This window comes from Streptomyces sp. ISL-99 (assembly GCF_018614005.1).
GTDB classification, from domain to species: Bacteria; Actinomycetota; Actinomycetes; order Streptomycetales; family Streptomycetaceae; genus Streptomyces; species Streptomyces flavidovirens.
Genome location: NZ_JAGGPC010000017.1, coordinates 56,379 through 81,830 on the forward strand (window position 1 = coordinate 56,379; position 25,452 = coordinate 81,830).

The 25,452-nt window shown below is 70.8% G+C and carries 21 protein-coding genes and 2 pseudogenes; 9 read left to right on the plus strand and 14 right to left on the minus strand.

Annotated elements, in window-relative coordinates:
• The first annotated feature begins 38 nt into the window (after positions 1-38).
• Together J7E91_RS10695 and J7E91_RS10700 are read left to right on the plus strand one after the other, a co-directional pair.
• Complete coding sequence (locus J7E91_RS10695) at positions 39-305, plus strand: type II toxin-antitoxin system Phd/YefM family antitoxin (RefSeq protein ID WP_214901251.1); 267 nt, start codon at positions 39-41, stop codon at positions 303-305.
• Complete coding sequence (locus J7E91_RS10700) at positions 302-676, plus strand: type II toxin-antitoxin system VapC family toxin (RefSeq protein ID WP_214901253.1); 375 nt, start codon at positions 302-304, stop codon at positions 674-676. The genes J7E91_RS10695 and J7E91_RS10700 overlap by 4 nt, the downstream gene beginning before the upstream one ends.
• Positions 677-758: 82 nt before the next feature.
• On the opposite strand, the pseudogene J7E91_RS10705 reads toward J7E91_RS10700, so the two are convergent.
• Positions 759-2,973, minus strand: a pseudogene (locus J7E91_RS10705) (ABC transporter permease); the annotation flags it as partial.
• Positions 2,960-3,621: pseudogene (locus tag J7E91_RS10710) on the minus strand (ABC transporter ATP-binding protein); the annotation flags it as partial. The pseudogenes J7E91_RS10705 and J7E91_RS10710, both read right to left, overlap by 14 nt.
• A 290-nt stretch (positions 3,622-3,911) precedes the next feature.
• On the opposite strand from J7E91_RS10710, the gene J7E91_RS10715 reads away from it, so the two are divergent.
• The 3 genes from J7E91_RS10715 to J7E91_RS10725 all read left to right on the plus strand — a co-directional run bounded on the left by J7E91_RS10715 (position 3,912) and on the right by J7E91_RS10725 (position 7,807).
• Positions 3,912-5,546 (plus strand): MFS transporter, encoded by a 1,635-nt coding sequence (locus J7E91_RS10715; protein ID WP_308376319.1) that lies wholly within the window; start codon positions 3,912-3,914, stop codon positions 5,544-5,546.
• Positions 5,547-5,780: 234 nt separating this feature from the next.
• Complete coding sequence (locus tag J7E91_RS10720; protein ID WP_214901255.1) at positions 5,781-6,185, plus strand: DUF485 domain-containing protein; 405 nt, start codon at positions 5,781-5,783, stop codon at positions 6,183-6,185.
• Positions 6,182-7,807: a cation acetate symporter gene (locus tag J7E91_RS10725; protein ID WP_214901256.1), complete on the plus strand. Its 1,626-nt coding sequence runs from the start codon at positions 6,182-6,184 to the stop codon at positions 7,805-7,807. The genes J7E91_RS10720 and J7E91_RS10725 overlap by 4 nt, the downstream gene beginning before the upstream one ends.
• 53 nt (positions 7,808-7,860) lie before the next feature.
• Here the strand turns inward: J7E91_RS10725 and J7E91_RS10730 are convergent, their stop codons facing one another.
• Complete coding sequence (locus J7E91_RS10730; protein ID WP_214901258.1) at positions 7,861-8,766, minus strand: LuxR C-terminal-related transcriptional regulator; 906 nt, start codon at positions 8,764-8,766, stop codon at positions 7,861-7,863.
• Positions 8,767-8,885: 119 nt separating this feature from the next.
• On the opposite strand from J7E91_RS10730, the gene J7E91_RS10735 reads away from it, so the two are divergent.
• Entirely contained in the window at positions 8,886-9,938 is a 1,053-nt protein-coding gene (locus J7E91_RS10735) for a hypothetical protein (protein ID WP_214901260.1), read from the plus strand.
• 11 nt (positions 9,939-9,949) lie between these two features.
• Here J7E91_RS10735 and J7E91_RS10740 read toward each other — a convergent pair whose 3' ends face one another.
• Genes J7E91_RS10740 through J7E91_RS10780 form a run of 9 tightly spaced genes read right to left on the minus strand, consistent with a single transcriptional unit; the run spans position 9,950 to position 20,456 of the window.
• On the minus strand, positions 9,950-11,215 hold the full coding sequence (locus J7E91_RS10740) for an MFS transporter (protein ID WP_214901262.1): 1,266 nt from the start codon (positions 11,213-11,215) through the stop codon (positions 9,950-9,952).
• Positions 11,202-12,440, minus strand: coding sequence for an acetyl-CoA carboxylase biotin carboxylase subunit family protein (locus tag J7E91_RS10745; protein ID WP_214901264.1), 1,239 nt, complete (start codon positions 12,438-12,440; stop codon positions 11,202-11,204). Before J7E91_RS10745 ends, J7E91_RS10740 begins: the two co-directional genes overlap by 14 nt.
• A 55-nt stretch (positions 12,441-12,495) precedes the next feature.
• A complete protein-coding gene (locus tag J7E91_RS10750; RefSeq protein WP_214901265.1) occupies positions 12,496-14,136 on the minus strand; it encodes a class I tRNA ligase family protein in 1,641 nt (546 codons plus the stop codon).
• Positions 14,133-15,242 (minus strand): FAD-binding oxidoreductase, encoded by a 1,110-nt coding sequence (locus J7E91_RS10755; RefSeq protein ID WP_214901267.1) that lies wholly within the window; start codon positions 15,240-15,242, stop codon positions 14,133-14,135. Before J7E91_RS10755 ends, J7E91_RS10750 begins: the two co-directional genes overlap by 4 nt.
• Positions 15,232-15,597: a cupin domain-containing protein gene (locus J7E91_RS10760; protein ID WP_214901269.1), complete on the minus strand. Its 366-nt coding sequence runs from the start codon at positions 15,595-15,597 to the stop codon at positions 15,232-15,234. The genes J7E91_RS10755 and J7E91_RS10760 overlap by 11 nt, the downstream gene beginning before the upstream one ends.
• A gap of 7 nt (positions 15,598-15,604) precedes the next feature.
• Positions 15,605-16,825, minus strand: a complete 1,221-nt coding sequence (locus tag J7E91_RS10765; protein ID WP_214901271.1) for a lysine N(6)-hydroxylase/L-ornithine N(5)-oxygenase family protein — start codon at positions 16,823-16,825, stop codon at positions 15,605-15,607.
• 4 nt (positions 16,826-16,829) lie between these two features.
• On the minus strand, positions 16,830-18,080 hold the full coding sequence (locus J7E91_RS10770; RefSeq protein WP_214901273.1) for an ATP-grasp domain-containing protein: 1,251 nt from the start codon (positions 18,078-18,080) through the stop codon (positions 16,830-16,832).
• Between the two features lie 52 nt (positions 18,081-18,132).
• On the minus strand, positions 18,133-19,434 hold the full coding sequence (locus J7E91_RS10775; RefSeq protein ID WP_214901275.1) for a M20/M25/M40 family metallo-hydrolase: 1,302 nt from the start codon (positions 19,432-19,434) through the stop codon (positions 18,133-18,135).
• On the minus strand, positions 19,431-20,456 hold the full coding sequence (locus J7E91_RS10780) for an Lrp/AsnC family transcriptional regulator (RefSeq protein WP_214901283.1): 1,026 nt from the start codon (positions 20,454-20,456) through the stop codon (positions 19,431-19,433). Before J7E91_RS10780 ends, J7E91_RS10775 begins: the two co-directional genes overlap by 4 nt.
• Before the next feature lie 422 nt (positions 20,457-20,878).
• Between J7E91_RS10780 and J7E91_RS10785 the strand changes: the two genes are divergently transcribed.
• From J7E91_RS10785 to J7E91_RS10795, 3 genes are read left to right on the plus strand one after another with little or no spacing between them, the layout of a single operon-like run.
• A complete protein-coding gene (locus tag J7E91_RS10785) occupies positions 20,879-21,859 on the plus strand; it encodes a TauD/TfdA family dioxygenase (protein ID WP_214901285.1) in 981 nt (326 codons plus the stop codon).
• A 50-nt stretch (positions 21,860-21,909) separates the two neighbouring features.
• A complete protein-coding gene (locus J7E91_RS10790; protein ID WP_214901287.1) occupies positions 21,910-22,899 on the plus strand; it encodes a DMT family transporter in 990 nt (329 codons plus the stop codon).
• A complete protein-coding gene (locus J7E91_RS10795) occupies positions 22,889-24,196 on the plus strand; it encodes an MFS transporter (protein WP_214901289.1) in 1,308 nt (435 codons plus the stop codon). The genes J7E91_RS10790 and J7E91_RS10795 overlap by 11 nt, the downstream gene beginning before the upstream one ends.
• Here the strand turns inward: J7E91_RS10795 and J7E91_RS10800 are convergent.
• Both J7E91_RS10800 and J7E91_RS10805 read right to left on the minus strand, forming a co-directional pair.
• Positions 24,159-24,881, minus strand: coding sequence for a hypothetical protein (locus J7E91_RS10800; RefSeq protein ID WP_214901291.1), 723 nt, complete (start codon positions 24,879-24,881; stop codon positions 24,159-24,161). The genes J7E91_RS10795 and J7E91_RS10800 overlap by 38 nt on opposite strands.
• Before the next feature lie 5 nt (positions 24,882-24,886).
• Entirely contained in the window at positions 24,887-25,357 is a 471-nt protein-coding gene (locus J7E91_RS10805) for a hypothetical protein (RefSeq protein WP_214901293.1), read from the minus strand.
• Between the last annotated feature and the right edge of the window lie 95 nt (positions 25,358-25,452).

A 25,452-nucleotide genomic window follows, 5' to 3' on the forward strand; every position in this document is an offset into this window, starting at 1 on the left:
AGTCCACACCTTCGCCCCGGCATCCCTGTGAGGCAGTGATGGAATCAGCCCGGCAGTACAACATCCACGAGGCGAAGACCCACTTCTCCCGGATACTGCAACAGGTCGAGACCGGCGAGGAGGTCGTGATCAGCAGGGCCGGTGAGCCCATCGCCAAGGTCGTGCCGCTGCGCCCCAAGGTCAACCGGACCGACTGCGGCTCCCTACGGGGGCAGACCGTCATCTTCCACGATGACTTCGACGACATCTCCGACGACGAGGGATTCGCCGAGGCGTTCGGACTGCGCGGTGAGGGATCCGCATGAAGCTATTGGCCGACACCCACGTCGTCGTGTGGTGGCTGCTCGACTCCCCGCAGCTGTCCGAGGAGATCAAGCACTTGCTCAACACAGAACCACTGGCGTACGTCAGTGCCGTCACCCCTTGGGAACTGGCTGTCAAGCAAGCACTCGGAAAGCTGGAAGGCCCCGTGGATCTGCCGGAGCGGGCCCGGGACTGCCAGCTCAAGCCACTACCCGTCACGGCCGGGCACGGCGTTCGCGCCGGGCAGCTCCCACTGCTCCACCGGGACCCTTTCGACCGCATGCTCATCGCTCAGGCCCAGGCCGAGGGACTGACGCTGCTCACCCGCGACAAGTGGATCCCGAAGTACGACGTGCAGGTCCTCGCCGCCTGACCAAGGCAACAGCCCGGCCCCGGTGAGCATGGAGGATGCTCACCGGGGCCGGGCCCCTCACCGCACCGCCACCGCCCCGCCCCTACTCCGTGGCGATCGCGTTCAGTACGTTCATCCGCCCCGCCCGGAAGGCCGGGACCAGGGCCGCGAACAGCCCATGTCCAGGCCGAGTCCCAGCAGCGCGCCGAAGAGGGCGATCACCACCGACTCCAGGCGGATCATGCGCCGCAGCTGGCGGCGCGAGAGGCCGATGGCCCGCATCAGGCCGATCTCCCTGGTCCGCTCGACGACCGACAGGGCGAGCGTCTTCACCACACCCAGCACCGCGACGATGATCGCGAGGGCCAGCAGGCCGTAGACGATGTTGAGCAGCTGCCCGATCTCGTCCTTGAGGCCCTGCTTGAAGTCGGTCTGGTCCTGCACCGTGAACTGCGGGTAGGCGTCCAGCGCCTTCTTGAGCCCGGCGTACGCCGCCTTCTCCTTGCCGTCCACCGCCTTCGCGAACATGATCAGGTTCGGCGGCACCCGGTCGGCCGGCAGGTACTGCGCGGCGGTCGTGACGTGGATGTACATCGCGCCCTTGTCGACGTTCGACTCGTCCGAGGTGATCGCCGCGATCCGGAGCTTCGCGGTCTCGCCACCCTTGAACGCGACGGTCATCGTGTCGCCGACCTTGATGCCGTGCCGCCCTGCGTAGTCGCTGCCGACCGACATCGCGTTCTTGCCGTACGCCGCGCTCAGCTCACCGGCGACGGTCTCGCGCCGCAGGTCCTCGGCGTACGTCGGATCGGCGGCGGCCAGCTCCTCGGTCTCCTTCTTCCCGTCGGGAGAGGTCAGCTCGGCCTTGATCATCTTGTAGCTGGTGACGTGCTCGATGTCGGGAGCCGCGCGCAGCGCCCAGGCGACCAGCGCGAGGCCGATCATGAGTGCGGCGCCCGTAGCTCCCGTACGCCGAGGTTGCGCAGCGCGTTGCGCTCGGCCATCCGGCCGACCGGGCCGAACATCCGCAGCACGACGGCGCTGATCGCCTTGACCACGACTCCGGCGAGGAGCGGGCCGACGACTACGAAGCCGATCAGGGTCAGGACGACACCGCCGCCGAGGAACAGCGAGCCTTCGCTCGCCTTCTCCGCCTGCGTCGTCAGGAAGAGCAGCGCGCCGCCCGAACCGGTCAGCACCAGGCCGATCCCGGCCCGTATCCAGCCGGCCTTGCCGTCCGCCGGTGTCCCGGCGTCGCGCAGCGCGGCCATCGGGGAGACCTTGCCGGCCCGGCGGGCCGGGATGTAGGCGGCGACGACGGTGACGACGATGCCGAGCGCGAGCCCGACGACCGGGGTCGTCCAGGCCACGGTCAGGTCCTTGGTGGACAGCTCCATGCCCATCGAGCCCATGAGCTTCATCAGGCCGACGGCAAGGCCGACACCGGCGCCCACACCCAGGATCGAGCCGACGACGCCGAGCAGCAGCGCCTCCACCAGCACGCCCCTGTTGACCTGCTTGCGGCTGGAGCCGATGGCCCGCATCAGGCCGATCTCGCGGGTGCGCTGGGTGACCAGCATCGAGAAGGTGTTGACGATGAGGAAGATGCCGACGAGGAAGGCGATTCCGGCGAAGCCGAGCATCGCGTACTTCATCACGTCGAGGAAGGAGCCGACTTCCTCGCGGCCCGAGTCCGCGGCTTCCTTCGCCGGCTGGAACTTGTACGGTCCGTCGAGCGCGCCGGCGAGCTGCTGCTTCAACCGCGCGTCGCTGACGCCCTCTTCGGCGGTTACGGAGACGTGCGTGAAGAGGCCCGGCTTGCCCAGCAGCTTCTGCTGCGAGGTCGCGGTGTCGAAGAAGACGACGGTCGCGCCCGGGTTGGTCATCTTGAAGGCGGCGATGCCGGAGATTTTCGCCTTGATGTCGCCGGTGACGGCGATCGTGCGCAGCTCGTCGCCCAGCTTCAGGCCGTGCTTGTCGGCGGTGTCGGCGTCGACCATCACCTCGGTGGGCCCGCGCGGGGCGTGTCCGGAGGTGATGTCCATCGACTTGAGGTCGTTGCGCGTCCAGTTGCCGGCGATCGTCGGGGCGCCGCTGTCCGAGCCCATGTTCTTGTTGGCGCTGTTGACGACGGTCACGGACATGCTGACGACGGCGCCTTCGGCGGACTTCACGCCGTCCGCCTTCGTCACCTGCTGAACGAGGGACGCGGGGAGCGCCTCGGGCCTGCCGGTCCGCGGCCCGTTGTCTTCCTCCTCGGCCGCCTTGGGGCTGACGGTGACGTCGGCCGAGGTGGCGGCGAAGAGCTTCCGGGTCGTGGGTGACCATCACGATGGTCTGGCCCAGCTCGTCGACGGACCTGCGAAGGAAGCTCAACACCTCGGCCCCGGCCCGCGAATCGAGGTTTCCGGTCGGCTCGTCACCGAAGATGATCTCGGGCCGGGCAGCCAGGGCCCGCGCCACCGCGACGCGCTGCTGCTGGCTGCCGGAGAGCTGGGTGGGCCGGTGCTTGAGCCGGTCCGCGAGGCCGACCGTCTCCACCACCCGGTTCAGCCACGCCGCGTCCGGCTTACGGCCCGCGATGTCCATCGGCAGCGTGATGTTCTCCAGGGCGTTCAGCGTCGGCAGCAGGTTGAACGCCTGGAAGATGAAGCCGTCCGGTCCCTGCGCAACTGCGTGAGCTTCTTGTCCTTGAGCTTGGTGATCTCGGTTTCGTCGAGGTGGATCTCGCCCGACGTCACGGTGTCCAGACCGGCGAGGCAGTGCATGAGCGTGGACTTGCCGGAGCCGGACGGGCCCATGATGGCGGTGAACTGCCCCCGGTTGATGTCCACATCGACGTGGTCGAGCGCGACGACCCGGGTCTCCCCCGACCCGTACGCCTTGACGACCTGCCGCGCGCTCGCGGCAACGGCCGTACGCCCTCCAGTGCCCCCGTGCCTGGGAATGGTCATAGCCGTTGTCACGGCCGGTCTCCTAAAGTCGTGTGAGCAGCGAAAGCGCCGGCGGCACCCCAGCCGCACCCCCCCGAGGTGCGGTGGCCCGTAAGACCGCCGTAAAACCAAGCTAGAGAACGGACGCGTGCGCCTCGTCCTCCACCGGGACGAACGCCCTCTGGCCAGAAGTAAGGAGAACCCCCCAGGGGCTCTCCACCCGCAGGTGGACCCCGACTCCGGGCAGCCTGCACCCTCCCCCTGCGTGACCTGCAAGTGAGAAGGTGTCGAGGGCCAGATACGTGCACGGTGAAGGGATCTTGGTGAGCGGCACCGGAAGCAGTGCGGGCGGCAGTACCGGAAACGCGGACAGCACCAGCGCGATACCCGGCGGCGGGGGCGCCCCCGGCCGGCCGGAGGCTCCCGGAGGGACTTCCGCGCACGCGAACGCCCGCCGCGGCCCCGTCGTCGCCGCGCTGATGCTCGGCATGGCCCTCGCCGCGCTCGACGGCACGATCGTCTCCACCGCCGTCCCCCAGATCGTCGGCGACCTCGGCGGCTTCGCCGTCTTCTCCTGGCTCTTCTCCGGTTACCTCCTCGCCGTCACCGTCACCCTCCCTGTGTACGGAAAGCTCTCCGACACCTTCGGCCGCAAGCCGGTGCTGATCGCGGGCACCGTCCTCTTCCTCATCGGCTCACTGCTGTGCGCCTGTGCCTGGAACATGGGCAGCCTGATCGCGTTCCGCGTCGTCCAGGGCCTCGGCGGCGGCGCCATCCAGGGCACGGTCCAGACGATCGCCGCCGACCTCTACCCCCTCAAGGAACGCCCGAAGATCCAGGCGAAACTGTCGACCGTGTGGGCGGTGTCGGCCGTCGCCGGCCCGGCGGTCGGCGGACTGCTCGCGGCGTACGCGGACTGGCGCTGGATCTTCCTCATCAATCTGCCGGTGGGCGCCACGGCCCTGTGGCTGATCGTCCGTCACCTGCACGAACCGTCCCGCACGAAGACCACGGCAGCCTCCCGCCCCCGTATCGACTGGGCGGGCGCCCTGGCCGTGTTCGCCTGCGGCGGCCTGCTGCTCTTCGCTCTCGTCCAGGGCGGCGTCGCCTGGCCCTGGCTCTCCGCGCCCTCACTCGCCCTGTTCGGCGCGAGCGCGCTGCTGGCCGCCGCCACCGTCGTCATCGAACGCCACGCCGCCGAGCCGATCATCCCCGGCTGGGTGTGGCGCAGGCGCACCATCGCCGCCGTGAACCTCGCCCTCGGCGCGCTCGGCCTCCTCATGGTCGCGCCGACGGTCTTCCTCCCCACCTACGCGCAGGCGGTCCTCGGACTCGGCCCGATCGCCGCCGGCTTCGTCATGTCGGTGATGACGCTGAGCTGGCCGGTGTCGGCGGCGCTGAGCCAGCACGCGTACAACCGCATCGGGTTCCGCCTCACGGCGATCACCGGCATCGCCTGTTCGACGCTGATCCTGCTCGCCTTCCCGCTCCTCCCCTTCCCCGGCGCGGCCTGGCAGCCCGCCCTGATCATGCTGCTGCTCGGCGCGGCGCTCGGCCTCTTCCAGCTCCCCCTGATCGTCGGCGTCCAGTCGACGGTCGGGTACGCGGAGCGCGGTACGACGACCGCGTCCGTACTCTTCTGCCGCCAGGTCGGCCAGTCCGTCGGAGCGGCCCTCTTCGGCGCGGTCGCCAACGCCACCCTCGCGTCCAGGCTCGCCGCCGCACCCGACGGCATACGGGACGGCCTTCCCGGCGACCTCGACTCGGTCTCGCACGCGCTGGCCGATCCGGGCTCGCTCAGCGCGGAGGCGGCCGACTATCTGCGCCGGGCGGTGGACACGGCCGTCGACCACGTCTACATCGGCGCGGCGATCGCGGCCGTCCTGGCCCTGCTCGCCCTCGTCTTCGTGGCCCCGCGCCGCTTCCCCGTCATCACCGAGGAAACACCGGCCGACTGAAAGCGGTCCTGCCGGGGGCTATCCCCGTTACCGCCAGTAAGGACGCATGCCGATCGGATTACCTGCGGTAACGGACGGATCCGCCACGCCAGTTCGCACGAAAGCCTCCCCGGCGGGGATACCGATGGGTAACGTACGCGGCCCGACCAGCGCCCCGCCGCCGCTCCCCCGGCCCCGGTCGCGCTTCTCCCTGCAGTCCGCCCCGGACCCAGCCGCGCAAGGAGCAGCCCGCACATGTCGCCCTACCCGGAATACCTCTACCCCTGGCAGAGTTCTCCGCCCGCACCGCCTCTCCCCCCGCACCCCCTCCCCCAACAGCCCCTCCCGACCCACCAGCACGCCCCCGGCCGCCACAGCGACCTGCGCAGGCTCCGCTCGGCGTACCGCCGGCTGCGCCGCGTGGCGAGCCTCACCGCCCTCGGCTACTTCACGCTCTTCCTCCTCCTCTCCGGCCTCGCACCCGGCCTGATGGGCAGCGAGCTGCCCGGCGGCCTCAACACCGGCCTCCTGCTCGGCCTGTGCCAGCTCCCCGTCACCCTCGTGGCCATCGCCGTGTACGAGCAGTCCGCCCGCCACCGCGTCGACCCGCTCGCCGAGAGCCTCCGCCGACAGGGCCTCGGCCGACGGGCAGCCCAGTGACCGGATTCAGCGACTCCGCCCAGGAGACGTCCCTGGTCGCCTTCATAGCGGTGGCCACGGTCACGCTCCTCCTGTGCGTCATGACCGGGCCCGACCGCGACGACCTCGCCGAGTTCTACACCGGCTACCGCTCGCTCTCCCCCATGCGCAACGGCCTCGCCATCGCCGGCGACTACATCTCGGCCGCCACCGTCCTCGGCACTATCGGCGTCATCGCCCTCACCGGCTACGACGGCGTAGTACTGGCCCTGAGCACAGCACTCTCCCTCGTCCTCCTGATGTTCCTGCTGGCCGAACCCCTGCGCAACGCGGGCCGGTTCACCATGGGCGACGCCTTCGCCCACCGCGCGCCGAGCCGCACCGTACGCATCACCGCGAGCGCCGTCACCCTCGCCGCGCTGCTCCCGATGATGGTCGTACAGCTCGCCGGGGCGGGCCATCTCCTCTCCTTCATCCTCGGCTTCGAGGGCTCGGGCTTCAGGACCGGCTGCATCGTCGTCCTCGGCGTACTGATGATCAGTTACGCCGCCATCGGAGGCATGAAGGGCACGGCACTCATCCAGATCATCAAGACCGTGTTCCTGCAGGGCACCGGCGTCATCCTCTGCGTACTGATCCTGAACCGCTTCGACTGGAGTACGGCGGAACTCCTCGGCGTGGCGAAGGACGGCAGCGGGGCGGGCGACGCGTTCCTGATGTCGGGTCTTCAGTTCGGCGGCAACGAACTCGACATGATCAGCTCGGAGTTGACGGTAGTACTCGGCGCCGCCTGCCTGCCGCACATCACGATGCGCATGTACAGCTCGCGCAACGCGCTCGCCGTACGCCGCTCGATGTCCTGGGCGGTCTCGGCCGTAGTCGTCTTCTGCCTGCTCATCGCCGTGATCGGCTTGGGCGCGGCGGCGCTCGTCGGCCGCGAGACGATCACCGCGTCCGACCCGCAGGGCAATACGTCGATCCTGCTGGTCAGCCAGGCGCTGGTGGGCGGCGACACGTCTTCGCTCGAAACCCTCGTCTTCACCTCCGTGACGACAGCGATCTTCCTGACGCTGCTCGCCTCGGTGGCCGGAATGATCCTGGCCTGCGCTAACTCGCTCGCCCACGACCTCTTCGCCCACGGCATCCGCAAGTCCACGGCCGGCGACGCGACGGAGATGGCGGTGGCGAGAGCGGCGGCGGTCGCCGTCGGCATCCCCGCGATCGCCCTCGCGGTGCTGGCCCGCCACGGGAACGTACAGCCCCTGGTCACCCTCTCCTTCTGCATCGGCGCCTCCGCGCTGGCCCCGGCCCTGGTCTTCAGCCTCTTCTGGCGCCGCTTCACGCGCACGGGCCTGATGTGCACACTCATCGGCGGCACGCTGTGCGTGATGGTCCTCATGACGGGCACCAACCTGGTCTCGGGCTCCCCGCAATCGGTGTTCCCCGCCCAGGACTTCAACTGGTACCCGTTCACCACGACGGGCCTGGTGTCGATCCCCTTCGGCTTCTTCATGGGCTGGCTGGGTACGTTCCTGAGCCACCGGGGCTCGGGCGAGCGGCAACGGCGCCGGTACGAGGCGGTGGAGGCGTGGATTCTGGCGGGCGCGGGGGACGGCGCGCCCGGCAGATCCCCCGCGGAATGAGCAGGTGCGCCGACGCCGCTACGGCCGCCGCGACCGGGGAGACCGCAAGTGCGTCACCGGCTGTGGGCGTAGTCGACGAGCCCGAGGGCCGCCGCCTGCACGCCGGCCTGGAAGCGGCTCTCGGCACCCAGTTTGTCCATGAGCCCCGTCATCATCCTGCGCAGTGTTCTGGTGGAGACGCCCAGAGACCGGGCGATGGCCTCGTCGGTCCTGCCGATGGCCAGCATCCGGAGAACGGCCGCCTCCCGCGCGGACGGCTCCATGGGGCTGTCCGGCCGGTCGACGGGCTCCAGCGGGGTCGAACCGTGCACCCAGCAGTACTCGAAGGTGTGCCGCATCAGCCGGCCCAGCTCCCGGGACTCGACCTCCAGGGCCGCGCTCCAGCCCTCGCGCGACGAAGTCGAGACGTACGCGAGGGAGTCGTCCACCAGGATGAGCTGGAACGGCAGGACCGCGGCGAGCCGCACCTCGCACCCCAAGGCCCGGAGCTCCTCCAGATACGACATGCCGTGCGGCACCTTGGTCATCGCCTCCAGATGGATCGTGCGCGCCACGACCCCCCGGTCCACCGCCAGACGGGTGCACCGCACGACGTCGTCGAGCGCGTCCTGGGCCGGGGCGGGGTGTGCCCACATGCTCAGCACCTCGGAACGGGCCCGTACGGAAGCGCTCTCCAGGGCCGCACAGATGTTCTCCTCCCCGATCAGCAGCTTGGCCCCGGTCTCACCCCGCGCGTTGGCCTGGAGCAGCGTCAGGTTGGCGGCGAGCGTGGACATGGTGGAGCGCAGTTCCCGCACAGTGGACAGCTGATGGGTGGCGACCTGCTCCTCCCATTCCAGCAGCCGCGCGACCGCGGCCTCCGGGGAGACCGGGGTGTACCCGGAGGGGTCGTCCGATGCGCGCAGGAGGCCGGCCTCCACGAGGAAGTACTGAGCCAGGTCGAATTGCAGCTGGGTCATGCCGAGTTTCTCGCGGGCCGTCGCGGCGGACCATTCCGGAGAGGTCAGAATGAATCGGAACAACCGCTGTGCCTGAACAACTGCGTCGTTGGTCATTAATCCCCCTGGGGAGCCGCTCTGTGCATTCGTATGTGGTGTCGTCGTCGGTGAAGTCGTCGTCGGTGAACGCGCTCGAACCGGTCTTCCGGGCCGAGCCGCTGACCGAACGGATACGGAACTCCCTGGCGGCGCTGCTGCGGGTCCCCGCATCGCGCGTCACGGTTCCGGCGAACGCCGAGAAGTACTACGACGAGGCCGCGCCCCGCACCGCCGACACCTCCCTGGAGGAGGTGTTCCACCTCATGCGGTCCCTCAACGAGCGCGGCATGACGGATGCCCGCCTGGGGTGCGCGGAGGGGGACGGCCCATCGCTCAGGAGTGCTCTCACGCACGTTGTCGACGACCTCTGCGAGGGCCTGGACGGGGAGCCGATCCAGTACACGGAGCTGGGGCCCGAGCCGGTCAAGACCGGTCTCGTCCTGCGGCGGCTGCGCGAGCGCGGCGTCGACGTCCGGCGCTACCACGGCGTCGACATCAACCCCGCCTCGCGCGCCACGATGGAGCGGGAACTCGCGCCCGTACTTCCGGCCGGCCGGTTCGCCTGCCATCACACGCTCTTCGAGGAACTCGGGCGGCTCGACTACCGGCTGCCGGGCACCAGGAATCTGGTCACCATGCTGGGGTTCGAGGAGGGGAACGAGCACCCGGGGGCGGTGAGCGCGATGCTCGACGAGCTCCTGCTCCCCGGCGACCTCTTCCTCTCCGAAATGCAGGTGCTTTCCGAATCCGGCTGGCAGCACGTATTCAATTTCTACCAGTGCGATTTGATGCGCCGCTTCTCCCGGCTCGCGCTGGAGCGCAGCCGGCCCGACGTACGGAAATCCCAATATGGCGTCTATCTGACGCCACTCGCGCTGGGCGACGACGGCGCGCCGACCATGGCGGCGGTGACCGCCGAGGTCATTCCCGGGGACGGGACGCGGGTGAACGAGGTCTTCGTGACGAACTACTGCCTGAAATTCGCCGCGGAGGAATACCGGAAGCTGCGTGAGGCGTCCGGGCGAATGAAGGTGGTGGCCGAGCGCGCGACCGGAGACGGTTCCGTCGTCTTCCAGCTGAGCCAGAGACTGTGAGGGCCGGCAGGTCATCTTCGCTCCAGGGATGACTCAGCCGCCGGGTCGGTCAGCCGCCGGATGCGACGCAGCGGTGAACGCCGCAGCGCGAAGGAGGCCAGGGTCAGGGAAGCGGTGATGACGACCATCGCGGCGCCCGGTCCTGCGGACTGGGCCAGTGCACCGCCGATGACCGCGCCCAGCGGTATCGGGGCCATCGACACCAGCCGGTAGCCCGCCATGACGACCCCCAGGCGCTCGGGGGGCGCGAGCACCCCGCGCAGGCTCAGGGCGTAGACGTTGTAGACGGCGAGCGCCAGACCGTTGACGACGAAGGCCCCCGCCAGCGCGGGGACGGCCGGCCCGGTCAGAGCCAGGAGCACGCCCGCCAGCAGCGAGAGCGCCGACACGGTGAGCGACCAGGTGACGGCAGCGCCGACGTGCAGCCGGGCGGCGTACCGCCCCACCCAGAGGGACCCGGCGAGCGCGCCCACACTCCCCAGTCCGACGATGACGCCCACCATGCCGCTGGACAGGCCCAGTGACCGCACCGCGAACACCATGAACGCGGTGATGAGGGCCTGTTCGTGGAGGTTGAACAGGGCGGACTGCACACACAGGTCGCGCAGCGCCCGATGGCGCCAGGTGAAGCGCAGGCCCTTCAGCACCGACCGCAGAGCGAGCGTCGCCTCAGCGCCCGCCACCGACGGGAGGCGCAGGGGAAGGAAGCACAGGAGCGCGACGGTGAACACCACGGCGGTGGCCGCCGCGGTGGCCGGAAGGCCGAATTCCTGGAGGGTGTATCCGGCGGCGGCCGGGCCGGCCATCTGCGCCACCGAGTAGCTCGCCTCCAGCAGCCCGTTGCCCTCGGTGAGCCGGCCGGCGGCCAGGGAGTGGGGCACGGCCGCCTGGTGTCCGATGTCGTGAAAAACCGTCAGGGCTCCTACGACGAAAGCCACCGCCATCAGCAGCCCGATGCCCGGCCCGGCGGCGTGAGCGACGATGCCCAGCACACCCATGGTCAGGCCGCGCAGTACGTTGCACGTGATCAGCAGCGCCTTCACGGAGACCCTGCCGACGGTGGCGCCCGCGACCAGCGAGAACACGATGACCGGCAGGAACTGCGCGGCGGAGACCAGTCCCGCGCCCGTCGCGCTGCTGCCGGCCGCGGTGAGCGCGAGCAGCGGCAACAGGAACTGCGTGCTCTGGAAGCCCAGTCCGGCGACGGTCTCACCGAGCCACAGGCTGCGGAACGCCGGGACCCGCAAGGGCGAGGGCAGGCGCTCAGTCGTGGTCATGGGCCGGCTCGGCGATCAGTTCGTAGCGGTCGATGACGTCGAGAACGGCACGGTGCACAGCGGCCTGTCCGGGCCCGCGCAACCGGAACGATCCGCCGATGTGGAGGTACCCGCCGTGCCCGTCGAACACCTCCCCGACCTCGGGCACGGTCTCCGCGTACACCTCGGGCAGCTTGCCCACGAGCGGGGTGCGGGACAGGACCCGGCTGGGGAACGGCCGGGGCTCGGGGATCAGCACCCAGCCGCCACCGGGGGCGGTGCGGAAGTCGGCGGGGTCGTCGACGGGCGGCAGCCCCAAGGTCGCCCGGAACGCCTCGCCCATGAGGTCGACACCGAACAGGTCGCGGTGCAGCAGGGGGATTTCGGCGCCACCGGGCCGCAGGCCGACCTCCATGAAGACCAGTTCGTCCGTCGACGCGCTGTGGAGCAGTTCGAGATGGAAGGCTCCGTCGGACAGGTTCAGCGCGTCGAGGCACGCGGCGGAGAACTCCACCGCGCGCCGGCGCAGTGGCCCGTCGTCCAGCAGGACCGAGCCGAGCGGCTCTCCGGCGGCGAACGCCAGGCAGGTGTTCACGTAGAGGGAGGCGCTGACGAAGTGGAAGCCCCCGGCACGCCGGACACCGTCGACATGGAGGACCGACCCCGCCACGAACTCCTCGCACTGGTACTCGGCCGGGTCGACCGAGGCCAGCGCCCGGGCGAGCTCGTTGCGCCCGGTGGCCAGTGCCACCCCGTGGGAGGCGGCGCCGGCCCGTGGCTTGAGGACCACGGCCAGGCCGATCTGGTCGATGATCCGGTCGGCGCCGGTATCTGCGTCCAGTTCGAGGAAGCGCGGTACGCGCAGGCCCGCGGCACGCACCCGCTGCTTCATCCGGGGCTTGTCCCGGAAGTCGCGTACGAAATCCGGGCTCCACCCGCTCACACCGAGCTCGGCCCGCAGGAGGGCCGCCGTCAGCAGGTCGTACTCCGACAGTCCGACGATCCCGTCGAAGCCGTGGCGCTCGTGGAGCCTCCGGGCCTCCGGCAGCAGGGTTTCGAAGGCGAGGTCGGCCACGACGACGGTGTCGAGCGCGTTGTCGCGGTCCAGTACGTCGGCACAGTCGGCGAGCGTGAGGTACGCCAGCGCGTACCGGGTGGTGTCGACGTACCGGTGGTAGGCGCCGAACTCGTCGTCGAAGCGGTTCAGGACGAGGTAGCGGGCGGTCGGTGCGGCAGGACCTGCCATGGCTGTGGCCTTCCGTGGGTGTCTGGGGGGCGCGGGACGTTCGCGGTGGGAGCGGTCACGAGACGGGACTCACCGGGCTGCCGAGCGTCTCCGGCAGGCAGGGCGCCAGGTCCGCGGCGGTCGGCCGGGGGAACACCACGGGCCCGCCGGCGGTGACCGGCGCTGTGGGGTGGAGGAAGGCGCTGAGCCTCGGCTCGCCGTCGCCGCCCAGGGTGGTCCAGGTCTGCTGGGCGAAGCCGGGCATGACCGGCCAGCCGAGCACCGCCGCTCCCTTGAGCCACCAATAGGCGGTGTCCGGGTGCGCGTCGGGGCCGGGAGCGCTGTCGCACCAGGTGTCGAAAGCGCGTACCGCGGCGGCGGTCGACACCTGGGGCGAGTCCAGTGCCCGCTCCTGGTCGCCGAGCAGCGCGTCCAGCCGTGCCATCAGCCTGCCGTCGGGGGCGCCGGGCCGCTCCGGCAGCCGCCGGTGGCAGGCCGCGAGGCTCGCGCCGAACCGTCCGCTCAGCCGGTCGCCCGCTTCCGCCAGGAACTCCGCCGGTTCGAAACTCGCCGGGCCCGCCTCGGGGTTGACCTTGGCGAGGAAGTACCGCACGGCGTCCACGCTGACGTTGCGGGCCCGCGCGATGTCGGCCACCCAGATGGCGTGCCGCCTGCTCGTGGAGAACTTCTCTCCGGCCAGCTGGTGGAAGTCGGTGATGAGGCAGCGGTCGTAGGTCCGCATGTCCTCATACATGAGGGAGGTGCCGACGATGCCCACCAGCACCGGAATCACGTTGTCGATGCCCAGGCTGGTGAGGGTGACCACGTCGGACTCCGGGGCGAAGGCGTTCACACCGGTGCCGGTGAGCATGCCGTGGATCTCCCCGGCGAGGCGGGTGAACATGAACGTGCCGGTGTACGAGAACAGTCCGCGCGGCACCTGCGGCTCGGTGCGCCCGAGGTCGACGGCCCACTCCTGGGGAGCGCTCAGCCGTACGGCGAGACCTTCCCTGGCGAGGAAGCGCCGGACGGTGGCGCGGTACCGCTCGGGCACCGACATCCGTGCCAGCCGGGCGTCGAGCCGCTCGGCGTCGGGCAGGGCGAGGAAGAGGCTGTCGATCTCACGCCAGGCAAGGGGGCCGTCATCGTCGTTCCGGGAGCGCGGTTCGACCACGTTCTCCGGCAGGAAGTGCGCGCCGCACTCCTCGCAGAAGTAACTGGCGGTGCCGGCACCGCAGTCGGGACATCGGCCCAGCAGCCACGCGCCGACGACATGGCGTCGTGCCGACTCGCTGTAGAGGACTCGCTCGGTGCGTTCGACGACCGCTCCGCGGCCGCGGAGGTGGGCCAGCGAATGATCGACCTCCCGCTCGAAGCGGTCGCGCCAGGGCTCCTCGGACACGTTGATGAACGCGTCGGTCGTGATCGCCAGGTCGGACAGGTCGCTGGAGATACGGGCGTGGTACCGCGCCGACACCTCGCGCGGGGTGGTGCCCTCCTCCCCTGCCTTGAGCGGCACCCACGGGTCGTAGACGTCGCTGCCGGAGACGACGACGGGCCGGTCGCCGCGGCACCGGAGGAAGCGCGCGATGACGTCCATGCGCAGGTAGGGCCCGGCGATGTGACCCAGGTGGAAGGGCCCGTTCGGGGTCGGCTCGGGCAGGGTGAGCAGGTAGTTCCGGGGTGGGCGGGAGTCCGCGCCCAGCTTGGTGTTCATGCGGTATCAGGTCCCTCGGGTTCGAAAAGGTTCAGTGCGTCCTCGGCGACGGCCGGAGCCAGGCGGTACCCCGCTCCGGCGCCGCCGACGGCCAGCACGGCCCTTCCGGTGTCGTCGGCGCGGGTCACCAGCGGCAGGCCGTCCGGCGGATAGCTGTCGCAGTGCACCTGGCCACCGGCCAGGCCGGCGCCGAAGCCGGGCACATGACGGTCCAGGACGGCTCGTGCGATGTCCCGGTCCTCCGCGGTCAGAACGAAGCGGTCCGGCCGGGTGGCCGGGACGTCCCACTCCTGGGAGGTGATGCTCAGCAGCCAGCGTCCGTGCTCGGGCTGCGGCAGCAGGAAGGCGTCCTCGTCCTCGAAGACCAGCGTGGGAGCCCCGGCCGGTGGCGGTGACTGGACGTGGAAGGCCACGACCTTCTTGGTCCGCAGTCCGTGAGCGAGCGCCCGGTCCCCGTACGGTCCGTCCACCGCCCAGGGGCCGGTCGCCACCACCACGCGCCGGGCGGTGACCCCGGTGCCGTCCGAGCTCAGCAGGGCAAGCCCGTCGTCCGCCGGTTCAACGGCCCGCACGTGCCAGCCGTCCCGGACGGCGTTGCCCGGTGTGTCGTGTACTTCGCGCAGCAGGTCCCGGGCCACCTTCGCCGGTACGGCCCTGCTGCCGGGACCGGTGGCGAGCAGGACGCTTTCCGGGCCGGGTGCCAGCCCGGGGAAGACGGCTGCCAGCTCCTTCGCGCGGGCCGCGTCCACCTCCTCGGGAGGGCTGCCGTGCACGGTGTCCGCCAGGGCCTGCCGGCCGCCCGCGCTCACCAGCCAGAACACGTCGACGGCCCGCCGGGCCGACGCCGGCCGCCGACCGGCGAGCTCCGCGTAGAACGCGGTGCTCCTGGCCGCCATCGAGCGCTGCCGTTCGCAACGTCCGGTCGGCACGTCGAACCCGGCGGACATGCCGGTCGCCCCGGCGCCCGCCCGCTGCCGGTCGACGGCGAGGATCCGCCACCCCGGGTGCCGCAGCATCGCCCGGTAGGCCACCATCGCCCCGAGGATGCCGGTGCCGACGACGGCGAGGTCGAAGGGCCCGGCCCCCGCCGGCGTCTCACCGGTCATCGGGGCCGCCCCACCACATCGACAGCACCACCAGGTCCTCCCCGGCGTCGGCGGCCGCCACGTGCCTCTGGCGGGGGCCGAAGGACACCATGTCCCCCGCCGTCACGGGACGCCGTACTCCGTCGACCGCGACGGACCCGCCGCCGGCGACGACGAACCACACCTCCGACTCGTCGTGCGCGTCCGGCGGGGTACTGCTTCCGGCGGGGAGGGTGAAACGGGCGGACTTGAAGGGGGCGTCGGGCACGGCGGAGCGGGAGAAGTCGGCCTCGTTGAGGATCATCCCGCAGGGGTCGGTCTCGGTGGGCAGGAAGGGTACGGCCGGGCCGTATGCGCTCCGGGCGGCGTGGGTCATGTGCGTCTCACCGGTCCTTGAGGATGCTGTGCAGGATGAGGGAGCTGCGCCAGGCCAGCAGGCTGAGGTTGGGGTCGGCGATGCCCCAGGCGTGCCGCGCTCCGTTCTGGAGGTAGATCCGGTTGGCCGCCGGCCCGTCCCACCCGACGCGGAAGTCGTCGTGGACGTCGAGCAGTCCGCCGGTACGGGACAGGCGCGAGGCGAGTGGGGCCATGAAGGCGGGCAGCTCGTAGCCGTAGCCCGTGGCGAACACGACGAGGTCGGCGTCCAGCACCTGGGAGTCGGCGGGGTCGGCACCCTCGACGGTGAGTTTCCAGTGGCCCTGCTCCCCGGCGAGTTCGGTCATTTCGCAGGCGGGCAGCAGCGTGAGCCAGTCCGTGCGGCCCTCGATCCGCTCGGCCACATAGCGCCGCCGGTAGATCTCCTCCAGCGTGGGCAGGTCGATGCCGTCACTGGCGTACTTCTGCTCGCGCAGCAGCCGCGCGCGGTGCTCCGGGGCCAGGCGGTGGAACGCGCGGGCCCGGTCGGGGAAGAAGAACTCGTTGGTGAACGGCGAGTCGTCCAGCGGCAGGTACGAGGGGCGGCGGCTGATCCAGGTGATGCCGCGCGGCGGGTCCGGCCGGGTCATCAGGTGGCGGACGATCTCGGCGCCGGACTGGCCGCCGCCCACCACGGCCACCTGCCGGCCCGCCGTCTGTGGCCCGCGGGTGAGGAACTCCCCGGCGTGGAAGGCCGTCGGCCCCAGGTTCGTCCGGAAGCGCTCGTCGACCCGCGGTGTGAGGCCGGTGCCCAGGACAAGGTGCCGTGAACGGGTCTGCGCACCGTCGGTACGGATGACGAAGGCACCGTCGCGGAAGCTCACTTCCCGTACCTCCGCGCCGAACCTGAGGCTCGGCAGCCTTTCGCTCACCCAGGTCAGGTACTGGTTGAACTCGGTGCGGTGCACGGCGGGGAAGTCGGCCGTGAGGAACTCGTACAGCCGGTCCTGGTCGGCCAGGAAGGCGAGGAAGGAGAAGGGGCTGGTGGGATCGACCGGGGTGACGAGGTCCTTCAGCGGCGATATCTGCAAGGTGGCCTCCGGCAGCAGCAGCCCGGGGTGCCAGGAGAAGGACTCCTTGCGCTCCAGGTGCAGCCCGCACACCGTGTCCCACTGGTAAGCCTGCGCCGCCAGGCTCAGGTTGGCGGGACCGACACCGACCGCGACATAGTCGTAAACCGTCTCGTCCATGGGGTCACACCACCGTGACGGCGGCACCGAGCGCCTGCCAGGTGTCTTCCGCCTCCGCCGGGGAACCGGCCGTGAACAGCGCGTGCCCGATGCGGCACCGGAAGTCTCCGGGCTCGGGTATGGGCTCGCCGGGGCGGATCGCCAGAGCGGTACGCAGCACTTCGGCCCGCCGCCCCACTTCCTGCCATCCGGTCAGCTCCCGGTAGTGGTGCGTGCCGTCCGGTGCGGTGAAGAACCGTACTCCGGCACTGGGCACCCGCGCCGGGCCGCGCGCGCCGAGCTCGTCCGGGTGGACGCCCAGCGCGGTGGCGAGGGCGACCTTCGACAGGTCCACGCCGGTGGTCAGCTCCACGAGCTCGGTGATGTAGTCGCCCGGCAGCCGCGCCCCGATCTCGATGAGCACCGGGCCCCGCGGTGTCAGCCGCAGTTCGCAGTGGAAGGGACCGGTGGTCAGATGCACTGCTTCGGCGACCCGGCGCACATAGGCGTGTGTCTCCTCGGCCACGGACGGCTCCAGCCGTGCGGGGGTGAGGTGACCGGTCTCGACGAAGTACGGTTCGGGGCCGAGCAGTTTGCGGGTGACGGCCAGTACATGGACGTCGCCGTCGTGCACATAACCGTCGACGCTGTACTCGTCGCCGCTCACGTACTCCTCCACCAGCGCCCGCCCGGACAGCGGGCGGCCGAGGTCGAGCCGGGGGTCCGAGACGAGCCGGTCGTACGCGGCGTCCAGTGCGGCCTGGTCGTCGGCGCGGCTGACATGAATGCTGCCCGATTCGTCCACCGGCTTCAGCACGCACGGGAACCCGGTCACCGCGGCCGCTTCGGCGAGCCCGTCGGCGGAGGTGACCTCGGCGTGTCTGGGCACCAGCAGCCCGGCGGCGGCGGTGCGCGCCCGCATCAGGCCCTTGTCCCTGACCTCGTCGACGGTGTCGGCGGCCAGGCCCGGAAGCCCCAGCGCCGCGGCCACGCGGGCCGCGGCCGGCACGTACACATCGCATCCGGGCAGGACGGCCGAGACGGGTGTGCGGGCGTGCAGTTCCTTGGCGGCGCGCTCCAGGGCGGCGCGGTCGTTGGTGTCGACGACGACCAGGGTGTCGAGAAGTTCACGCAGATCCTCGGGGACCTTCCGGTCACCCGCGTCGTGGGAGAACAGAACGACGGGTATGCCCAGGGCGTGCGCGGTCCTGGTGACCGCGGCACCGGCGGAGATCGCCTCGATCACGAGGACGCGCCGGGTGGAGAGATGCTGCATTGTTCTTCCTCACTGCGGTCGGTTGCTGGTCAGGCGGTGTTCGGACCGGTACTCAGTAGGTGGTCAGCAGCCGGTCGAGAACGCGGACCCCGAAGCGCAGGGCGTCCACGGGCACGCGTTCGTCCACCCCGTGGAACATCGACGCGAAGTCCAGCTCCGGGGGGAGGCGCAGCGGAACGAATCCGTAACCGCGCACACCCAGCCGGTGGAAGGCCTTGTTGTCCGTGCCGGCCGGCAGGCAGTAGGGAGCGATCCGGGCGCCCGGGTCCTCCTTCTGGAGGGCGGTGAGCATGGAGTCCACCAGGGGGGCGTCGAACGGGGCCTCGATGCCGGGGTCCCGGTCGATGACCTCGTGCCGCACCCCCGGGCCCAGCAGCTCGCCGAGGGTGTCCAGGAAGTCCTTCTCGGCGCCCGGCAGGAAGCGGCCGTCCACCTCCGCCGTCGCCGTCTCCGGAATGACGTTGGTCGCGTAACCGGCGTGCAGGCGGGTGGGGTTGGAGATGTGGGTGAGGGAGGCGCCAACGAGCCGGGCGAGTGGGCCCAGGGCCGCCAGCGCGGGGCCGGGATCCTCCTCGTCGTACGCGAGCCCGTACGCGTCGCACAGCTCCCGCAGCAGCGCGCGGCTGGCGGGGGTGAGCCGGAAGGGCCAGGGGTGGCGGCCGACTCGGACGACGGCGGCGCACAGTTCGGTCACGGCGTTGTCCGGGTGGATCAGCGACGCGTGTCCCGCCCGGTTCTCGGCCGTCAGGCGCAGCCACAGCAGTCCCTTCTGCGCCGTCTCGATGAAGTACAGCCGCACTCCGGCGTCCACCTGAACCGAGAAGCCGCCCACCTCACTGATGGCTTCGGTGACGCCCTCGAAGAGATCGGGCCGGTGCTCCACCAGGTGGCGGGCGCCGAACTCACCACCCGCCTCCTCGTCGGCCAGCCAGGCGAACACCAGGTCCCGCCGGGGGCGGCGGCCGCTGCGTACGAGATCGCGCAGGACCGCGAGCATCATCGCGTCCATGTTCTTCATGTCGACCGCGCCGCGGCCCCACACGCAGTCGTCGATGATCTCGCCGGACAGCGGCGGCACGGTCCAGCTTCCGGCGATGGCGGGCACCGTGTCGAGGTGACCGTGGATCAGCAGCCCCGGCAGGGAGGGGTCGGTGCCCGGGAGGCGGACGACGACATTGCCGCGCCGCCGGGCGCTTTCGACGTAGACGGGGTCCAGTCCCACCTCGGTCAGCCAGGTGGCGACCTGCTCGGCGGCGAGGCGTTCCCCGGCACCGCGGCCGTCACCGTGGTTGTAGGTGTCGATGCGTATCAATTCCGAGCAAAGGCGGGCGACTTCATCCTCGCCTGTGATCATGCGTACTCCTGTATCAGTGAGCCGTCCCTGCGGAGGCCGCCACGCTTGTAGGTCCTGGTGATCAGCGACACCTCGAATCCGACGATGCCCGGCAGCTCGCCGGAGACATGGCTGATGAAGCGGTAGACGTCCTCTTCCGCGGCCACGGCGATGTCGAGGAGCAGCGCCCGGCTGTCCGTCATCGCCACGCAGTAGCGCACCTCGGGCAGGGTGGCCAGGTAGCGCCCGGTCTCCTCAACTGCCCCGGGGTTGACCGCCAGGTGCAGCTGGGCTTCCACGGACAGGCCCAGGTGTGTGGAAGCGATCTCGGCGCGGAGCTGGACATGCCGGCGGGCCAGCATGGCCTCCAGCCGGCGGCTCACCGTCGGCACCGACGTCCGGAGTTCCTCGGCGATCCCGCTGATCGTCGCCCGGCCGTTGCGCTGCAGCAGCTTGGCGATCCGTACGTCCAGCTCGTCCATCCGGTCCCGGCCGGTTCCGGTGGCGGGGGACGGCTCCACGTCGTCCTGGTACGCGGGCGATCCGCGGCGCAGAGCCGCGACCTCCTCGTCGGTGAGATGGCGGGCGTACCACTGGCTCGTGGCGCTGAACATCCGCAGGACGACGTGCGAGCGCATGCCGCGCAGCGGGAACCGCGCGGGAAGCTCGTCGGCGAGGATCGAGTGGATGCGGGCACGCTCCGGCACGACCAGTTCGAACCACAGCCGGCCCTCGTCACCGGTGGTCGCCAGCACGGTCCGCACATCGCTGCGCTGTGCCAACTCCTCGGCGACCCGGTCCAGTTCGCCCATGGGGGTCTGGGCGCAGATGTGGATCGGAACCCGGCTCCCGTACCGCTGGTCGTCGGGGATCGCGGTGATGCGCGACACCCCGCTGGAGAGCAGGCGTTGCGCCCGGCGGGCGACCGTGCGGTCGTTCTCGCCGAGTACCTCCGCCAGCTTGCCCCAGCTGACGCGCGGATCGATCTGGAAGGCGTTGAGAATGCGCTGATCGAGCGCGTCGAGCGTTTCCGTACCGAACATCCGCGTCTTCCTCCGTAGCGCTTTCCTCAATCGAGAGAGCGTCCGGTGGCGATTTCTATCATGCCATGCGCGTCTTGGCGACGAATCCTAACGAACTTATGGCGAGGGCGAGATGACGCCCAGGTGGCGGCACGGCGTGACCTGCGCGACACCGCGCCACTGGGCTGACGCCTCCTGGCGGCGCGGTGTTCACGGACCGAGAAGGGGGGTTGACAGATCGTCAAGCCTAGGGTGATGCTCCAATCGCTTTTCGGCATGGGCGCCCCGGTTCCTGACCAGACCCGGCGAGCATCGTCACGCGGACCGCCAGTGGTGCCGCGTCGTCATGTCCGCATACGCACACCTGAAAAACGGGGACAACTGATGCTCCGGCGAGCCCCTTTCCGATGCCACGCACCCGCACACCAGAGAGGTGATTTGCCATGAGCCGCTACGTCCTCGACAACAGTGAGAGTTCACACATCGCGGAGATCGCCGACAAATTCCTGAGGAACCATCAGCCCTGGCGTCCGCTGGCCGCCATCGACGATCTGCGCACCGAGGCCGAGGAACTTCCCGTGGGTGTGCGGAAGTTCCTCGTGGACGCGCGGACGCGGGAAGACGCCGTCATCACGCTCGCGAATCTGCCGGTCTCCCCCGACCTGGCACCGACGCCCGCCGGCTGGCGGGACGCCGAGCGTGAGGAGGCCGGCCGGCTGGAGGAGGTCACGCTGCTGCTGTGCGCCTCGGTTCTCGGTGACCCCTTCTCGTGGGCCAACCAGCAGGACGGCCGGCTGGTCCACGACGTCTGCCCCTCCAAGGGCATGGAGGACTCACTGACCAGCGCCAGCAGTGAGACGCAGCTGACCCTGCACACCGAAGACGTCTTCCACGCCTGCCGTGGTGACTACGTGGCCCTGATGTGCCTGCGCAACCCTGACGCGGTCGGCACCACCGTCGCCCGGGTCCTGCCCGGCATGCTGCCGGAAGGGGTCATGGACGTGCTGCGGCAGAGCCGCTTCCGTTTCTACCCCGACGACTCGCACATCACCGTCCCGGCCGACGCAGCCGCGCCGGCGGTGGCGCTCACGGACCGGCCGTACGAGCAGGGGCCGGTGCTCTTCGGCCCGGCCGACGACCACTACCTGCGTATCGACCCGGACTTCACCGTCGCCGTACCCGGTGACACCGAAGCCGAAGAGGCGCTGCGCCTGTGCTCGGAGGCGCTGGCCGCGGCTACCGAGCGGCTGGTGCTGGAGCCGGGCGAGGCGGCCTTCCTCGACAACTACCGGGTGATACACGGCCGCGAGGTCTTCACGCCCCGCTACGACGGCAAGGACCGCTGGCTCAAGCGCACCAGCATGGTGCGCGACCTGCGGCGCAGCTACGTGCACGAGCGGTCCCGCTCCCGCGTGCTGGCCTGAGCCGCTCCCGGCGTCCGCACCCCGCCCCCGTACGAAGGACAGACCCTCGGATGACTCCTGACACCACGGCTCCGGCACCACCGTCACGCCGAGCGTCCAGCGCCGTGCTCCTGATGGTGGCGGTCACGGCCGTATGGGCCTCCACCTTCGTGATCATCCAGGACTCGATCGACCGCATGCCGGTGCTGGACTTCACCGCCGCGCGGTTCGCGGTCGCCGCTCTGGTCCTGGTGGTCATCAGGCCCCGGGCGCTGTGGTCGCTGGATCGCGGCGGGCTGGTGCGGGGTGTGCTGCTGGGCCTGGCGCTGGCCGGCACGTACCTGTTCCAGACGTACGGGCTTCTCTACACCTCCACGACGGTGTCGGCCTTCGTGACCGGCATGTTCGTGGTGTTCACGCCGCTGATCACCGCCGTCGTCCTGCGCCGCCGGCTGTCACTGGGAACCTGGGCCGCCATGGTGCTCGCCCTGGCCGGCCTGGCGCTGCTGACGTTGCGCGGTTTCTCCATCGGGATCGGGGAACTGCTGACTCTGGGCTGCGCCCTGTGTCTGGCCCTGCAGATCGTCGGCACCGGCGAGTGGGTGGCGGGACGCGATCCGTACGCCCTGGTCCTGGTGCAGATGGCCACCGTCGCCGTGGTGTGCGGGGTCGCCGCGGCGCCGGGCGGCCTGGAGATGGTCCCGCCGGACGCGGGCGCCTGGTTCGGCGTGCTGTACACCGGCGTCCTGGCGACGGCCATCGGCATTGTCATCCAGACCTGGTCGCAGACCCGGATCAGCGCCACCCGGGTCGCCATCGTCATGACCATGGAGCCGGTGTTCGCCGCGTTCATCGGGCGGCTGGTCGGCGAGGAGCTCACCGCCTTCCAACTGCTGGGCGCGGCCCTCGTGCTCGCGGCGATGTACGTCATCGAGCTCGGTTCGGCGGGCGGAGGTGGATCCGAACCGGAGCTCGCGGACCAGGTGACACCGGCCGCCGCCGACCGCAAACTGACCACGACCGCCGCCGCCCCGGCCAGAGAGACACCCCTTGAGCGTTGACGCCGCACCCGGCCCTTCTCCCGCCTCGCCACCGGGCGCCCCGCCACCGGTCAAGAACCGCAGGCGCCAGTTGCTCGCGGCTTCCGCCGGCAACCTCGTCGAGTGGTACGACTGGCTGGCCTACGCCTACCTCGCCACCTATTTCGCCGACCAGATCTTCCCGCCCGGCGGCGGCCCGGTCGTACTGGCGCTGAGTTCCTTCGCGGTCTTCGCGGTGGGCTTCGCCGCCCGTCCGGCCGGCGGCCTGCTGCTCGGTGTCCTCGCCGACCGGCGTGGGCGCCGCACAGCGATGACCGCGACGATCGCCCTGATGGGTGCCGGACAGCTGGCGATGACCGTGCTGCCGACGTACGACCAGATCGGCATGGCCGCGCCGGTGCTGCTGGTGGTCATCAGACTGGTCCAAGGGCTTTCCGTGGGCGGTGAGTTCGCCGTCGCGGCGGTCTTCCTGGTGGAGTCGGCCCCGCCCCGGCGCCGCGGCCTCTATTCCAGCGTCAGCTACGTGAGCGCGAACCTCGGTCAGCTGCTGGCGGCGGGCGTCGCCGCACTGCTGGCCGGGCAGCTGAGTACGGAGCAGATGCACTCCTGGGGCTGGCGCGTCGCCTTCGGTATCGGCGTGGTCGCCTGTCTGACCGGCTTCTGGGTACGCCACGGTACGGAGGAGACCCACCCCGCCCTCGCGGAGCGGGCCGCCCGGCCGCGGCTCTTCGACTTCCTGCGCAGCAATCCCCGGGAAGCCGCGCTGATCGTCGGCATGACCCTGGGCGCGACGGTCACCTTCTACACCTGGACCACCTTCCTGCCCACGTACGCCGAGCTCGCCGTCGGCTTCGATCCGGCATCGGCGCTCACGGTCAGCACCCTCGCGCTGGCGTTCTTCACGGCCATCCAGCCGCTGGCCGGGCTGCTGTCGGACCGGATCGGCCGCAAGCCCCTGCTGATCGCCTTCGGCGTCGGCTTCACCGTTCTGACCGTGCCGATGCTGGAGCTGCTGAGCGACTCCTTCTGGAGCCTGCTGCTGATCAGCTGTGCGGGGATGGTGCTGCTCACCGGCTACACGGCGGTGAGCGCGGCAGTGATGGCGGAGCTGTTCCCCGCCCGCGTGCGGACCGCGGGCATCGGTCTGCCGTACGCCGCCACGGTCGCCGCGTTCGGCGGCACCGCCCCGTACCTGGCCACCGCCCTGATGGACAGCGGCCACGGCGAGTGGTTCGGCTGGTACGTCTCCGGGCTGACGCTGATCTCGACCGTCGTCTACGTCACCATGCGCGAGACGAAGGGAGCGGAGCCGATGTGAGTCCGGGCTCCCGCCTGTGCCGTGGCAGCAGCACGAGACCGGCGAGCCCGCCCACCGCCGCCAGCCCGAACACCGGGCCCAGGCCCACCCGGTCACCCAGCAGGCCGGCCACCGGGGCCGCCGCGGCCTGCCCCGCGGCCAGCGCGAGAAACGACACCGTGACCCCCTGTGAGGCGCGCGGGAACAGGTCCACCGCCCACAGGATGAAAAGTCCGCTCAGCCCCATGTAGGCCGCGCCGAACAGGGCCGCCGACACCAGCGCCACGGGCAGGACCGGCCCCGGCAGCGCGAGGCTGAGCGACCAGGGCAGCCACAGGATCACCGCGGCGCGGCGCGGGCCGGCCGCCTCCGTCAGCCGGCCGGTCAGTCCGCCCAGCGGACCGGCGACGCCGATCACACACCAGCAGACGGCGGCGGGCACCCCCGCCAGACCGGCCTCCACCAGCCGCCCCTGCGAGAAGTTCCAGTACGGGGCGGACGTCGCGCCCAGGACGAGCGAACTGGCCACCAGTCGCCGTACATCGGAATCCCGCCAGGCCGGTCCCCGGCCACCGCCGGCGGAGACCGCGAAGCCCTCGGGTTCGTGCTGCCCGGCGTCCCGTCGCGCGGGCAGCACGAGCCACGTCACCGCCGTCGCCAGGGCGGCGATCGCCGCGAAGGACGCCCAGCTCCAGCGCCAGCCCACCGAGATCAGGGGGTGAGCGCCGACAGCACCAGCCCGAGACTCGTCCCCGTGTTGGCCCAGGTCTGCGCCGACCGGTGACCGGCGCCGGCCACACGTCGGCTGATCAGCTGTGCCACCCCGGTCGACGCCAGCCCCGCGCTGCTCGCGGCGAGCACGGCGCCCACCGCCAGCACCGGTACCCGCTGCGCCACGGCCACCGTCGCCACTCCCCCTGCCGCCAGCGCCCCCGAGGCCAGCACCGTTCCTCTGGGCGAACGGCCGGACACCCCCGGCCCGAGCAGCAGTCCGAGGGCGTACCCCGTCGTGGCGAGACCGCCCAGGAGTCCCAGCCCCGCGCCCGACAGCGAAAAGACCTCACGGAATGTCGGCTCGAAGAGTCCATAGGCGTACCGCGCGAACCCGCAGCACACCGCGATGATCGCCGCCCCGGTAGCGGCGAATACGGACCAGTGACGTTCACCGCCCCTTTCCCTCAAATTTCCCACTCCCTTGGGGCGTTCAACAACGGCCGGTCAAGTCTCGCCCATATGGCGAGACGCGAAGCGCCGTACGCCTGTCCGTTCGCGGACAT